The sequence below is a fragment of the Nonomuraea sp. NPDC050663 genome (assembly GCF_044456985.1).
Classification (GTDB): domain Bacteria; phylum Actinomycetota; class Actinomycetes; order Streptosporangiales; family Streptosporangiaceae; genus Nonomuraea.
Genome location: NZ_JBITGL010000030.1, coordinates 1 through 13,424, shown reverse-complemented (window position 1 = coordinate 13,424; position 13,424 = coordinate 1). Strand labels below are relative to the sequence as shown.

General features: G+C 68.9%; 15 protein-coding genes, 1 tRNA gene and 1 pseudogene. 8 read left to right on the top strand and 9 right to left on the bottom strand.

The features are described 5' to 3' along the window. Positions 1–98: 98 nt before the first annotated feature. Complete coding sequence (locus tag ACIBH1_RS47115) at positions 99–1,364, bottom strand: M20/M25/M40 family metallo-hydrolase (protein ID WP_397320661.1); 1,266 nt, start codon at positions 1,362–1,364, stop codon at positions 99–101. Between the two features lie 122 nt (positions 1,365–1,486). Between ACIBH1_RS47115 and ACIBH1_RS47110 the strand changes: the two genes are divergently transcribed. Further along, positions 1,487–1,571 (top strand) — tRNA-Leu (locus ACIBH1_RS47110). 320 nt (positions 1,572–1,891) lie between these two features. Then, a pseudogene (locus tag ACIBH1_RS47105) lies at positions 1,892–2,278 on the top strand (hypothetical protein); the annotation flags it as partial. Here the strand turns inward: ACIBH1_RS47105 and ACIBH1_RS47100 are convergent. The 5 genes from ACIBH1_RS47100 to ACIBH1_RS47080 all read right to left on the bottom strand — a co-directional run bounded on the left by ACIBH1_RS47100 (position 2,193) and on the right by ACIBH1_RS47080 (position 5,596). Next, positions 2,193–2,492: a helix-turn-helix domain-containing protein gene (locus tag ACIBH1_RS47100; protein ID WP_397320660.1), complete on the bottom strand. Its 300-nt coding sequence runs from the start codon at positions 2,490–2,492 to the stop codon at positions 2,193–2,195. The pseudogene ACIBH1_RS47105 and the gene ACIBH1_RS47100 sit on opposite strands and share 86 nt — an antisense overlap. A 29-nt stretch (positions 2,493–2,521) precedes the next feature. Further along, entirely contained in the window at positions 2,522–2,827 is a 306-nt protein-coding gene (locus ACIBH1_RS47095) for a type II toxin-antitoxin system RelE/ParE family toxin (RefSeq protein ID WP_397320659.1), read from the bottom strand. Between the two features lie 288 nt (positions 2,828–3,115). Beyond that, positions 3,116–3,361 carry a hypothetical protein gene (locus tag ACIBH1_RS47090; RefSeq protein ID WP_397320658.1) on the bottom strand — a complete coding sequence of 82 codons (246 nt, stop codon included), beginning with the start codon at positions 3,359–3,361 and terminating at the stop codon, positions 3,116–3,118. A 148-nt stretch (positions 3,362–3,509) separates the two neighbouring features. After that, a complete protein-coding gene (gene modA, locus ACIBH1_RS47085) occupies positions 3,510–4,298 on the bottom strand; it encodes a molybdate ABC transporter substrate-binding protein (RefSeq protein ID WP_397320657.1) in 789 nt (262 codons plus the stop codon). Between the two features lie 260 nt (positions 4,299–4,558). Then, positions 4,559–5,596: an FAD-dependent monooxygenase gene (locus ACIBH1_RS47080; RefSeq protein WP_397320655.1), complete on the bottom strand. Its 1,038-nt coding sequence runs from the start codon at positions 5,594–5,596 to the stop codon at positions 4,559–4,561. Positions 5,597–5,675: 79 nt separating this feature from the next. Here ACIBH1_RS47080 and ACIBH1_RS47075 point away from each other — a divergent pair, with 79 nt between their 5' ends. After that, positions 5,676–6,272, top strand: a complete 597-nt coding sequence (locus ACIBH1_RS47075) for a TetR/AcrR family transcriptional regulator (RefSeq protein ID WP_397320654.1) — start codon at positions 5,676–5,678, stop codon at positions 6,270–6,272. Between the two features lie 193 nt (positions 6,273–6,465). On the opposite strand, the gene ACIBH1_RS47070 is transcribed toward ACIBH1_RS47075, so the two are convergent. Beyond that, positions 6,466–6,591: a hypothetical protein gene (locus ACIBH1_RS47070; RefSeq protein WP_397320653.1), complete on the bottom strand. Its 126-nt coding sequence runs from the start codon at positions 6,589–6,591 to the stop codon at positions 6,466–6,468. A gap of 110 nt (positions 6,592–6,701) precedes the next feature. Between ACIBH1_RS47070 and ACIBH1_RS47065 the strand changes: the two genes are divergently transcribed. The 5 genes from ACIBH1_RS47065 (at position 6,702) to ACIBH1_RS47045 (ending at position 10,235) form a co-directional block, all read left to right on the top strand. After that, a complete protein-coding gene (locus tag ACIBH1_RS47065; protein WP_397320652.1) occupies positions 6,702–6,893 on the top strand; it encodes a hypothetical protein in 192 nt (63 codons plus the stop codon). 136 nt (positions 6,894–7,029) lie between these two features. Next, the gene (locus ACIBH1_RS47060) at positions 7,030–7,377 is read left to right on the top strand and encodes an STAS domain-containing protein (protein WP_397320651.1); all 348 of its coding nucleotides are present in this window, start codon (positions 7,030–7,032) and stop codon (positions 7,375–7,377) included. Positions 7,378–7,492: 115 nt separating this feature from the next. Beyond that, positions 7,493–8,254 (top strand): ABC transporter ATP-binding protein, encoded by a 762-nt coding sequence (locus tag ACIBH1_RS47055; protein WP_397320650.1) that lies wholly within the window; start codon positions 7,493–7,495, stop codon positions 8,252–8,254. Positions 8,255–8,263: 9 nt separating this feature from the next. Continuing rightward, positions 8,264–9,025, top strand: coding sequence for an ABC transporter permease (locus tag ACIBH1_RS47050; protein ID WP_397320649.1), 762 nt, complete (start codon positions 8,264–8,266; stop codon positions 9,023–9,025). A 22-nt stretch (positions 9,026–9,047) separates the two neighbouring features. Continuing rightward, entirely contained in the window at positions 9,048–10,235 is a 1,188-nt protein-coding gene (locus ACIBH1_RS47045) for a cytochrome P450 (protein ID WP_397320648.1), read from the top strand. Between the two features lie 22 nt (positions 10,236–10,257). Here ACIBH1_RS47045 and ACIBH1_RS47040 read toward each other — a convergent pair whose 3' ends face one another. Further along, complete coding sequence (locus ACIBH1_RS47040) at positions 10,258–10,926, bottom strand: response regulator (RefSeq protein ID WP_397320647.1); 669 nt, start codon at positions 10,924–10,926, stop codon at positions 10,258–10,260. Next, a partial coding sequence (locus ACIBH1_RS47035) for a DUF4118 domain-containing protein (RefSeq protein ID WP_397320646.1) occupies positions 10,923–13,424 on the bottom strand: 2,502 nt, incomplete at its 5' end. The genes ACIBH1_RS47040 and ACIBH1_RS47035, both read right to left, overlap by 4 nt.

Below are 13,424 nucleotides of genomic sequence, written 5' to 3'. Positions count from 1 at the left end.
CCGAGATCCAGAACCGGCCCCATTACAGGGCCGGTCCTTGGACTCACCCCTCAACGATCCGTAACCGTAGCAGCACCCAACGTAGGCGCAAGTGTTTTTCAGCAGAGATCCAGGAACCGGTCAAGAACCCGGGTCCCAAAGTGGAGCGAATCCACCGGCACTCGCTCGTCCACCCCATGAAACATTCCTGCGAAGTCCAGGTCGGCGGGCAGCCGCAGCGGCGCGAAGCCGTACCCCTTGATGCCCAGCGAGCTGAACGCCTTCAGGTCCGTCCCGCCACTGAGCGTGTACGGCACGGCGGTCCCTTCCGGGTCCTCCTGGACGAGTGCGTCGGCCATCGCCCTGACGATCGGCGTGTCGAAGCCGAACTCCAGAGCCGTCTGGTGCTGGATGAACTCCCTGGAGACGTCCGGGCCGAGCAGCTCGTCGATCGTGGCGAAGAACTCCTCCTCGAAGCCGGGCAGGAACCTGCCGTCGATCACGGCCTCGGCCGTCTGCGGGATGACGTTGGCCTTGTAGCCGCCGCTGACCATCGTCGGGTTCGCCGTGTTGCGCAGCACCGCGCCGATCATCTTCTGCAGCGCGCCGAGCTGGTCGAGGTTGGTGTGATCGAGCTCGATCGCCCGGAAGAAGGCCTCCATCGTCGGCGTCAGCCGCGTCGGCCATTCGTACCGCCCGATACGCGCCACCGCCTCCGCGATCGCGGTCACCGCGTTGTCGTCGTTGAGCATGCTCCCGTGCCCGGCCCTGCCCTTGGCGGTCAGCCGCATCCAGGCCATGCCCTTCTCGGCCGCCTCGATCAGGTAGAACCGCCTGCCGCCCGCCGTGACACTGAACCCTCCGACCTCCCCGATGGCCTCCGTGACGCCCTCGAAGACCTCGGGATGCTTGTCGACGAGGAACTTCGCCCCGTAGTCGCCTCCCGCCTCCTCATCGGCCGTGAAGACCAGCACGACGTCGCGCGCCGGCCTCCTGCCCTCCCTGAGGCGCTTCCTGACCGTGGCCAGGATCATCGCGTCCATGTCCTTCATGTCGACCGCGCCGCGCCCCCAGACGCAGTCGTCCCGGATCTCCCCCGACAGCGGATGCACCCGCCAGTCGTCCGCATCGAACGGGACCACATCGAGGTGCCCGTGAAGCAGCAGCGCATCGCTCCTGCTCGCATCCGTGCCCTCGATCCGCGCCACGAGACTCGCTCTTTTCGTGTCGCTCTCCAGGATCGTCGTCTGCAGGCCCACCTCCGCGAGCTTCTCGGCGACGTACTCGGCCGCAGCCCTCTCACCTGGGCCTGCGTTGTCACCGGCGTTCCTGGAGTCGATTCTGATCAGGTCTCGGCACAGGTCTACGACCTCGTTTTCGGGCATTCCCGGCTCCTTCCGTCTACCGCCCATCCTGCCGTCGTGGATTCTCGGTATGACTCACCCCCGAGAGTTTGCTAACCTTGGCATCGCCGACGCGGGATGACGGTCCCGCGTGCAGGCACCAAGTCCGGGTGGCGGAATAGGCAGACGCGCTAGCTTGAGGTGCTAGCGCCCGTTAAGGGCATGGGGGTTCAAGTCCCCCCTCGGACACACTTGGTTCCCCAATAAGGTGCGAGCTCCATGTGAGCTCGCACCTTATTGCTTTCCGGATGGAAAGCGGCGCGCAGGTCTATACACCGCTCCGCTCCCTGCGGCGAATCGGCGGACCGATCCGAAGGTTCCTAGACCGACCACATCCAGGCCAGGCCGACGGATGGGGAGTGCACTGCGGGTAGCCAGATGGCCATGGAGTCGTGACAGATCCGCTTAGCCACTCCCACGGTGGCCGGGTTGGGCTCCAGGACATGGAATCTCTCAGCCCGCGACCGCTTCGGCAGGCTTGAGGTGCGGGCCGAACCGACCACGTCCGCGTCCTCTGCGGAATGGCCCAACATAAGGGCGCACGAACCGGCTTCATGATCACAACCTCGGAATACGGTCCGGACAGTCCTGAATTTGCGCAGGCAAACCCCTCAACCTCGCCGACAGGACCGGCCTGCCGGCTCCTTGCCATGATCACGACATCTGGCACGCGTCGCGCCCCCAGGGGACGACACCGAAGCTCTGACGGGACGCGGGATGAGTTCTACTGGTCCAGATCGGGCCAACTGCTTACTGACATGCACATATCAAGCACGAGGTCGATCAGATTCACCACCGGCGTGGGCCGAGTCAACTTGCCCGCTGGAGTGGCTGGAATTGGACGTTCAGCCGCATCTCGAGTGCCTCGGCGAGACGTTCCAGCATGGGGATGGTAGGCATCGTGCCTCCCGCCTCGAACCGGGCGACCGCCGGCTGCTTCAGGCCGGCCCGCTCAGCCAGCTCCGCCTGCGTGAGCCCGAGTTCCTCGCGGCGCTGCCGCACAGCGTCGCCCAGCTCGAACCGAAGACGAGCGGCCTCATATGCGGTACCGGCACCCGGACGACTCATGATCTCGGCACGCTTGTCGACCCAAGCCTTGCGCTCTCCCACGACCCTCACTCCTCGTCTGCCGTGTGCGCCTAGGCGATGCACCTCTGCATGGCCCGCATCGCCCGCTCGATCTCGCCGGCTTCGCGCATTCGCTGCTTCTTGAACACTGTGAGCAAGATGATCCTCCTGCCCGAGGCGATCCAGTAGGTGATGCGCACTGCCTCGCGAGCGAGATGGAAGCGAAGTTCCCGAAGCTTGCCGTGTAACTGCCTGGTGCACGGCTCACCGAGAAGCACGCCCCGCTCCGCCAGGAGGTCAACGTAAAAGACGGCCGTCTCCTGATCGTCCTGACTGAGCGAGTCGAACCACTTGTCGACCTCGGACTCCAGTTCCACCTCTCCCCAAGTCATAACACGGACGTTATACGGCAGCAAGTCCCGCGTCCTGCTAATCGCGCATCAGCCTAGATCACCGGCCAGCGACACCGCGGTGGTGCAGACGCAGCTGCGGGTCGGGATCATGGCCGGAGGCGCATGGCTTCGCGAAGCACGGATCTGACTCATGACCATTTCGTAGACGTGCGCGCTGAGCTGCTTCCACGGTTTCGGGATGCGGTGACCACCCTGCCACCGCTGCGGAGCCCGGCAGTCAGCGAGACCCGTGTCTGAGCGGGCCGACACCGATTAGCCGCAGGTGCAGGGCAAATCGGCCCAGTGCAGGGCGATGTACGGCTCGGCCTGGCCGTGGTACTGCACTCGCTCGTGGGTGACGCGGTAGCAGGCGTGCTGCTCTGGCTCGTCGGGTGAGTGGCGTGGGATGGGCACGTACAGGATGCCGATGTCCTGGTCGATGTGGGTGACCAGGCCGTGGCAGGGGCCGCCGAGGCAGATCGCGTTGCACTCGTGGCGGCGTTCCGGTGGCGTGCTCATGCCAGGGTTCTGTCGCCGCCGACTGTGATGGGGGTCCTCCAGGAGGACGGACGCGCGGCCGTTGAGCAGCAAGGGGCGTGGCCGTACGGCGAGAGCCCGGCGGGCCTGCGGCGCAGGCCTGGCGGGTTCTCGGACGTGGGAGCGGTCATCAAGGGGCTTCGAAGCCCGCCTTCGTCAGCACGTCCTTGCCCTGCTGCGACAGCACCAGGTCGACGAACTGCTTGGCGAGGTCGGCAGTGGGGGCCTTGGACAGGGTGGCGATCGGGTAGTCGTTGATCGCCTTGTCGGCCTCGGGGAACTCGATGCCCGTCACCTTGCCCGCGGAGGCGATCACGTCGGTCTTGTAGACCAGCGCCGCGTCGACCTCGCCCAGCTCGACCTTGGTCAGCGTGGCCTTGACGTCCTGTTCCAGGGTGACCGGGGTGACCTTCAGGCCGGCGGCGTCCAGGGCCTTGACCGCGGCCGCGCCGCAGGGGACCTGCTCGGCGCACAGCGCCACCTTGATCGCAGGGTCGGCCAGGTCCTTCAGCTCGTCGACCTTGGCCGGGTTGGCGGCAGGAACCGCGATCTGCAGCTTGTTGCGCACGAACGTGGCCGGCGACGCGGCCAGCGTCGCGTCGGTGACGGTCTTCATGGTCGCTGGGCTGGCGGCAGCGAACACGTCGGCCGGGGCGCCCTGGACGATCTGCTGGGCGAGGGTGGCGCTCGAACCGAAGTTGAATCTCACCGTGACACCCGGGTGCGCGGCCTCGAAGGTCTTGCCGAGCTCGGTGAACGTGCCGGTCAGCGACGCCGCGGCGAACACCGTCAGCTCCTTGGCCCCGCCACCGGCCGCCGCCGTGGAGGTGGAGGGCTCACCGGAGCCGCAACCGGTCAACGCGACCAGAGTGAGCGCGACCGGCAGGGCGGCAACCCAGCGAGAAAGACGACTGAACACAGGGGGGCTCCTTACGTGTACCCGGCCACACGCTCGTGAACGGGAGTCTCCACGACGACGCCGGTGGACTCGATCACGGCGACCGCCACCCCTGACAAGCCCACGTCGTCACGGCTCCACGATACATTCCGCACTTGCGAGACAGAACTCAGCATCACACCCGTACTAGCGGCAGATATCAGGGCTATGCCATGGCATTCGCGATCTGGGCTAAGCGCGGTTGCAGCCGGATCGGACCGCTACCGCACCCCCATGCCGTGTCAGGCGGGGAGCAGGCGCATCATCGTGTTGCGTGGACCCTGCAGGCGGTGACCCGCGAGCTTGGTCATCCACCTCGACATGGTCACGATGCGCTGGGAAGGCTTCCTGCGGCGGGCGTCGTACTCGCGCAACGCGGTCGCCACGTCGCGGCCGGAGCCGAGGCAGTCGGTGAGGGCGGCGGCGTCCAGCAGAGCCTGGCAGGCGCCCTGCCCCAGCGAGGGGGTCATGGCGTGCGCCGCGTCTCCCACCAGCGCGACGTTGCCGGTGACGAAGGACCTCAGGTGCGGGGACAGGTCGTAGATCTCGTGTCGCAGCACACTCCGTTCGTCGGCCTCGGCGAGGATCCGGGTGATCGGGTCGTGCCAGCCGGTGAACCGGGCGCGTAGCTCGTCGAGCGTCTCTTCGCGGCCTTCCTCGGTGGCCACGGCGGCGTACCAGTTGGTGGAGCCGGGCTCCTGCGGAGTGATGCCGAAGACCTGGCCGGCGCCCCATGTCTCGCCGTACGAGGGAGGGGTGAAACCGGCGACGCCGCGCCAGGCCACGATCCCCGAGTAGGCGGGTTCGGTGGTGGTGCCGAACGAGGAGGTGCGAACCATGCTGCGCAGCCCGTCGGCGCCCACGACCAGGTCGTGATCGTCGCGCAGGGCTCGAAGGTCGGTGATGTCGGTCCCGGTTCGGACCACGTTCTCGCCCAGCGCATCGAGGAGCATGGTCATGAGCGAGGGCCTGGACAGCATCAGCACCGGCGAGCCGCCCTTCTGCTCGATGCGTTCCAGCGGGAGGCGGGCGATCCTGCGGCCCGTCGGCGTGCGGATGTGGGCGTCGCGGTAGGGGACGGTGCGGCGGCGCAGTTCGTCAAGGAGGCCGAGCTCGGCCAGCGCGGCTTGGGCGTCGGGGCGCATGCCGAGTGCGGTGCCTTCGGGGTGGATCCGCGGCCAGCGCTCGAGCACGGTCACCTGCCAGCCGTGCCTGCGCAGGCCGATGGCGGTCGCGAGGCCGCCGATCCCGGCGCCGACGATTGCGGCTGTCTTGGTCATGGTTGTGTCCTCTCCGTCGAACTACCATATCTGTGGTACCACTGTTGTGGTGGATGTAGCAAGCTGGGAGGATGGAGGCATGGCGGAGAACCGTGATCGACGGGATCTACTGCGGGACACCGCGATCGAGGTGCTGGCGCAGCAGGGCGGCAGGGGGCTGACCCATCGCGCGGTCGACCGCGAGGCGGGGTTGCCCGAGGGCACGGCGAAGAACTACTTCCCGAGCCGCGACGCGCTGTTGCAGGCCGCGGCCGAGCGCTGCGTGGAGCGCTACTGGACGGACCTGCGGCAGGCGCAGGCCACCACGATCAGCGGCCGCGAGCAGCTGGCCGCCCTGCTTCGGGCGTTGATCGACCGCGCGCTGACGGTCAACAGGTCACGGATCCTCGCCTACCTCGAACTGCACGCCGAGGCCGCCCGCAGCCCCGAGGTGCGCCAGACCCTGGCCGAGCTCACCAGGCTCGACCTGGCACTGCACCTGGAGGCGCACGAGGCCGCCGGGCTGCCGGTGACCAGGCGGAGCGCCGCGACGGTGACGATGTGCCTGAACACCGCGCTGATCTATCTCCTGACCCAGCCGCAGGAGACACTTGAGGCGTACGGCCTGGCCGACCTCGACACCTTCGTGACGGATCTCCTCGACACCGCCTACCCCGACGGCGCCGGCGTCGGCTGACCTTCCGGATCCCGGTTCCCCCCCGAGGGCCGGGCAGGGGGACGATCCCACCTGGGGGTCCGAGCGGGCCATCGTCGAGCGGTCCATATGGTCACTCTCCGGCCCACCCGCCGTCGGCACTCCCGTGAGTGTGCCGACGAGGCCTGGAGGAAACCAGGATGGATCTGAGCATCACCACGACCCTGCACAGCCCTCAGACGGCCTGCGTGGTCCTGGCCGGCGGACTCGATCCGGACTCCCGGCCGCTGCTGTCGGCCATCCTGACCCGGCTGATCGACGACGGCGTGCGCCACGTGCTCGCCACCTCGAACGGCCGCACCGGCGTCGCCAAAAATCGACGCCGCCCACCTGACCTTGTGCGACGTCGGCGGCGCCCGTCTGCTGCAGCACGCTCACCAGCGGCTTCGGCCCGGCGGCGCCCTCATCGTCGTGGCGCCGGCCCCCATCACCCACCTGCTCGACCAGCTCTGGCCCATCCGGCACCGTGACTTCCCGAGTGTCGTGCACATACCGCGCTCCGAAGCCCCTGACCTGCGCTCGCCGTCGGCCTGGACGCCACTCGCCCTGCCACGGGTCGACGGCACGGCCGCGGGCTCCCAGGAAGCCCACGGCCCCGGCTGAAGTGCAAGGTCCAGCCACAAGGGTAGGGGCGCCTCTACGGGACCCACCGGCTCGTGGGTCCGCACGTCGTGGATGGGCACGAACGTCGAGGTATGTCTTTCTGCGGTGATCCGCCCTCTTCGAGGAAGGCAGTCCCGTGAACGACATCCTCGTCTGCGCCACCTCCGCACCGACCGCGTTCGTCGTCCAGCTCAACGGCGAGGTCGACCTGTCCAGCGTGCTCGACACCGGCGAGAGGCTGCTGGCCGCCTGCCGCCGGCTGCCGCCGCCTCACTCCGTGGTGCTCGACCTCAGCGCGATCACCTTCTTCTCCGTCGCCGGCCTGCGGGCCGTACGCGCGTTCGCCGCCGTCATGGCCGGGCGTGAGATCGACGTGGTCATCGTCGCCCCCCGCGACGGCTTGGCCTACCGGCTGCTGACGCGGCTGACGCCGCAGGAAGCCGCGGCCTCCTTCCCCAGCGTGAGCGCCGCCCTGAGCAACTGAGCGTCCTCGGGTCCACACGATCGCGTCAGCTATTCGGTGTTGCTAGCTACCAGTAGTCAGTGTTACTTTGTAGCGGTAGTCAGCAGCATTAAGTAGCCGAGAGGACCCCCATCCGATGAAAGGCAACCAGCCCGCGATCCGCGTGCAGGGCTTGGAGAAGTCCTACAAGGACCTGCACGTCCTGCGCGGCGTGAGCTTCGAGGTGGCGCGAGGCAGCATCTTCGCCCTCCTCGGATCCAACGGGGCGGGCAAGACCACCGCCGTGAAGATCCTCTCCACCCTCCTCAAGGCCGACGCCGGAACCGCGGCCGTCAACGACTTCGACGTCGCCACGCAGGCCGACCAGGTGCGCGAGTCCATCAGCCTCACCGGCCAGTTCGCCGCGGTCGACGAGATCCTCAGCGGCCGGGAGAACCTCGTGCTCGTCGCCAGGTTGCGGCACCTGAAGGACCCCGGCAAGATCGCCGATGATCTGCTCCGGCGCTTCGCGCTGACCGAGGCGGGCGGGCGGAAGGCCTCGACCTACTCGGGAGGCATGCGCCGCCGCCTCGACATCGCGATGAGCCTCATCGGCAGCCCGCCGATCATCTTCCTCGACGAGCCCACCACCGGACTCGACCCCCAGGCCCGCATCGAGGTCTGGCAGACCGTCAAGGAACTGGCCGGCAGGGGCACCACGGTGCTGCTCACCACTCAGTACCTGGACGAGGCCGAACACCTGGCCGACCGGATCGCGATCCTCCACGAGGGCCGGATCCTCGTCAACGGCACCCTGGACGAGCTCAAGCAGCTGCTCCCGCCCGCCAAGGTCGAGTACATCGAGAAGCAGCCCACCCTCGAAGACGTCTTCCTCTCCCTCGTCGGCGCGGAGCGCTAAGGACCCATGATGACCAAGCACTTCTTCGGCGACACCGCCGCCCTCACCGGCCGATCCCTTCGCCACATCTCGCGCAGCGTCGACACCATCATCACCACCACGATCACACCGATCGCCATGATGCTGCTCTTCGTCTTCGTCTTCGGCGGCGCCATCGACACCGGCCCGGTGTCGTACGTGAACTACATGCTGCCCGGCATCCTGCTCATCACGATCGCCTCGGGCATCGCCTACACCGCCTTCCGCCTCTTCCAGGACATGCAGGGCGGCATCTTCGAACGTTTCCAGTCCATGCCCATCGCCCGCTCGTCGGTGTTGTGGGCGCACGTGCTGACCTCGCTGGTCGCCAACGTGATCTCGCTCGTGGTCGTCGTGGTCGTCGCCCTGCTCATGGGCTTCCGCTCAAGCGCGGGCGTGCTCGACTGGCTCGCGGTCGCCGGCATCCTCATCCTGTTCACCCTGGCCCTGACCTGGCTCGCCGTCATCCCCGGCCTCACGGCCAAGACCATCGACGGCGCGAGCGCCTTCTCCTACCCGCTGATCTTCCTGCCGATGATCAGTTCGGCCTTCGTGCCCACCGACACCATGCCCGGCCCGGTGCGCGCCTTCGCCGAGCACCAGCCGACCACCTCCATCGTCAACGCCATCCGCGACCTGTTCACCCAGCAGCCGGTCGGCAACGACATCTGGATCGCCCTTGCCTGGTGCGTCGGCATCCTGGTGGTCACCTACGCCTTCGCGATGCGCGCCTACCGCAGCAAGATCTCCTGACGACGCGAATCGAGGCCCCGCCATGAGTGAATCCGTCCACACCGTCGCCGCGATGCCGACCGAGCGTCGGCCCGGCTGCCCCTTCGACCCGCCCGAGGCGCTGATGGAGGCCCGCGAGCGCGGCCCGATCAGCCGCATCACCCACCTGGGCGGCAGTGCCGGCTGGCTGGTCACCGGCTACGACATGGTCAGGTCCGTCCTGGCCGACCCGAGGTTCAGCAACCGCAAGGAGCTCATGAACTTCGGCGACTTCGAGATCCCGCCGGCGGCGCCCGGCGAGTTCCTCCTCATGGACGATCCGCAGCACAGCCGCTACCGCAAGCCACTGGTCGGCAGGTTCACCGTACGGCGCATGCGGCTGCTCACCGAGCGCGTCGAGCAGGTCACCGCCGAGTGCCTCGACGCCATGGAGAAGGCCGGGCCCGGAGTGGATCTGGTCGCGGCCTTCGCCAGGCCCATCCCCGCCATCATCATCTGCGAGCTGCTCGGCGTGCCGTACGAAGACCGGGGCTCCTTCCAGGAGAACGTCGACATGTTCATGAACGGGGAGGCCGGTGACGAGGAGCTGATCGCGGCCTACGCCGCAGTCCAGGACTACCTCGCCGGCCTCGTGGCCGCCAAGCGTGCCAACCCCACCGACGACGTGCTCAGCGAGCTCACCGACAGCGACCTGACCGACGAGGAGTTGAGGGGCGTCAGCCTGATCCTGCTGGCCGCCGGGCTCGACACCACCACGAACATGCTGGCGCTGGGCGCCTTCGCCCTGCTGCGGCACCCCGAGCAGCTGGCCGCGCTGCGGGCCGAGCCCGCACTCGTCGACAAGGCCGTGGAGGAGCTGCTGCGCTACCTCAGCGTCGCCAAGACGTTCTGGCGCACGGCGCTGGAGGACGTCGAGCTGGGCGGCGTGACCATCAAGGCCGGCACGACCGTCACCCTGTCGATCAACACCGCCAACCGCGACCCCGAGCGCTACGCCGACCCGGACGTGCTCGACGTCCGCCGCCAGGAGAGCGGCCACCTGGCCTTCAGCCACGGCGTGCACCAGTGCCTCGGTCAGCAGCTGGCACGTGTCGAGATGCGGGTCGCCTTCTCCGCGCTGCTCGGCCGCTTCCCCACGCTGCGCCTGGCCGTGCCCGCCGAGGAGGTCGACCTGCGGCCGGAGACGGCCGACATCTACGGGGTCAAGAGACTGCCCGTCGCCTGGGGATAGCAGAAGGCCACGGGGAGGGCCGCTACGGGACGAATCGATAGCCCATCCCCGACTCGGTGATGAGATGCGCCGGCCGTGACGGGTCGCGCTCCAGCTTCTTGCGCAGCTGCGCCATGTACTGGCGCAGGTAGTGCGTCTCCTTGATGTGCGTGCGCCCCCAGACCTCGACGAGCAGGTGACGCTGGCTGACCAGCTTGCCGGGGTTGCGCAGGAGGATTTCCAGCAACGCCCACTCGGTCCTGGTCAGGTGCACGTCGCCGGAGATCGTCTTGGCGGTCAGGTCGATGGTGTGGTCGCCGAGCTGGATGCGCGCCGGCTCCGCCTCCTGCAGCCCGGCCCGGCGGGTCACCGCGCGGATGCGGGCGAACAGCTCACCGACGTCGAAGGGCTTGGTGACGTAGTCGTCCGCTCCGGCGTCCAGCGCCAGGATCTTGTCGCGGCTGCTGTAGCGGCCGGTCAGCACGAGGATGGGCACCCGCGTCCATCCGCGCAGGCCGTGGATGACGTCGATGCCGTCGAGGTCGGGCAGGCCGAGGTCGAGCAGGACCAGGTCGGGGTGGAAGTCGGCCGCCAGGCGCAGGGCCGAGCTCCCGTCTGGGGCGACGGCGACGTCGTAGTTCCGCGCCACGAGGTTGATGCGCAGGGCCCGGAGGATCTGCGGTTCGTCATCGACGACCAGGATGCGGGTCATCGAGCCCCCGCCCGGGAGGAGATGGGCAGTGTGAGGATCATGGTGAGACCTCCCCCTGGTGTCTCGTCGGCCACGAGAGTGCCGTTCATGGCTTCGGCCAGCCCACGCGACAGCGCCAGGCCGAGACCGACTCCCGTGTGGTTGTCACGGTCGCCCAGGCGCTGGAAGGGCAGGAAGACGCGCTCCTGCGCCTCGGGCGGGATTCCCGGCCCGCGGTCGGCCACCCGGATCTCGACGTGGTCGCCGTGCCGGCTCGCGTTGATCAGCACGTTCCGGTCGGGCGGGCTGTAGCGGACGGCGTTCGACATGAGGTTGACCAGGATGCGTTCGAGCAGGGCCGGGTCGGCGACCACCTCGGGCAGCTCGAAGGGGATGTCGCCGTCGACGCGGTCGCCGAGCGGGCCGAGGTCGTCGATGGCACGGGGCACGACCTCCTCCAGCGCGGTCGGCTGCAGCACCAGTCCGAGCACCCCTGCCTGCAGCCTGCTCATGTCGAGCAGGTTCTCCACCAGCCGGTTGAGCCGGATGAGCGACTCGTCGGCGGTGGCCAGCAGCTCCTGCTCGTCCTCCTGAGACCAGTCGATCTCGGTGTTGCGCAGCGACTCGACCGCGGCCTTGGCGGAGGCGAGCGGGGTGCGCAGGTCGTGGCTGACGGCGGCCAGCAGGGCGGTGCGCATCTTGTCGGCCTCGGCCAGCGGTCTGGCGCGCTCGGCCTGCTCGCGCAGCCGTTCCTGATGGAGCGCGACGGCGACCTCGGCGGCGAAGGCTTCCAGGACGCGCCGGTCGGCGGCCTGGAGCAGCCGGCCCTTGGCGCACAGGACGAGGTCGTCGCCGATCACGACGTCGGTGTCGGACTGGTGGGGGCAGGTGGCGGGCGCGGCCCCGGAGGTGGCGATGATGCGCCAGTTCTCCGGAGCGGTCGTGTCGTCGGGCTGCGGCGCCCCGATCCGCTCCAGCAGGGTGACCGAGGTCAGCCCGAACGTCTCCCGCATCCGGTCCAGCAGGGTGGGCAGGGCGGCCTCCCCTCGCAGGACGTGCCCGGCCAGCGTGGACAGCAGCTCGGCGTCCGCGCCGGCCCGCGCGGCCTCCCTGGTACGGCGGGCGGCCAGGTCGACGATGGTGCTCACCGCCGCGGCGACGAGCACGAAGACGATGAGCGCGAAGAGGTTCTCCGGGTCGGCGATGGTGAACTCGCCCAGCGGCGGGGTGAAGAACCAGTTGAGCAGCAGCGAGCCGCCGACGGCCGCGGTGATGGCCGGCCACATGCCGCCGGCCAGCGCCACCACGATCACCAGGCACAGGAACAGCAGGATCTCGGTGGGCAGGGAGATCATGTCGCGGAACGGGCTGAGCGCCAGCGTCAGGAGCGGCATCCCGGCGACGGCGAGGATCCAGCCGGCGATCCTGCGACGTCGCGTGAGCGCGGCGCGTGAGCGGGAGGTACGGCGGCGCCCCTTCTTCGCCTCGCCGTGGGTGATCATGTGGACGTCGATGGAGCCGGATCTGACCGTGGTCTCCACGCCGACGCCGCGCGAGAAGAGCTGGGCGAAGCGCCCTCGTCGCGATGCGCCGAGCACGAGCTGGGTGGCGTTGACGCCGCGCGCGAAGTCGAGCAGGGCGCGCGGGATGTCGTCGCCGACGACCTGGTGGTAGGTGCCGCCGAGCGATTCCACCAGGGTGCGCTGGCGCGCCAGGTTCGTCGGGTCGGCGCCCGCCAGGCCGTCGGCGCTGGTGACGTGGACGGCCAGCAGGTCGGCGCCCTTGGTGCGGTCGGCGATGCGGGCGGCGCGCCGGATGAGCGTGTCGCCCTCCGGGCCGCCGGTCAGGGCGACCACGACCCGCTCGCGTGCCTCCCAGGTGCCGCTGATGCCGTGTTCGGCGCGGTAGCGGTCGAGCTGCTCGTCGACCTTGCCGGCGACCCACAGCAGGGCGAGCTCCCGCAGGGCGGTGAGGTTGCCCTCGCGGAAGTAGTTCGACAGCGCGGCGTCCACCTTCTCGGGGGCGTAGACGTTGCCGTGGGCCATGCGGCGGCGCAGCGCCTGCGGCGACATGTCGACGAGCTCGATCTGGTCGGCCCGCCGTACGACCTCGTCGGGGACGGTCTCGCGCTGCGGGATGCCGGTGATCTGCTCGACGACGTCGTTGACCGACTCCAGGTGCTGGACGTTGACGGTCGAGATCACGTCGATGCCGGCGTCGAGGAGCTCTTCGACGTCCTGCCAGCGCTTGGCGTGCTTCGAGCCGGGCACGTTGGTGTGCGCCAGCTCGTCGACCAGCACCATCCTGGGCCGGCGTTCGAGGATCGCGTCGGTGTCCATCTCGGTGAAGCTCGTCCCCCGGTGCACGACGTGCTTGCGGGGGACGAGCTCCAGCCCTTCGAGGAGTTGCGCGGTGCGGGGGCGGCCGTGGGGGGGGGCCGGGCCCCCCCCCCCCCCCCCCCCCCCCCGCCGGGGCCGCCGGCCGAAGCCGAGCGACGCGAAGCTGGTGGCGGCGGCGGG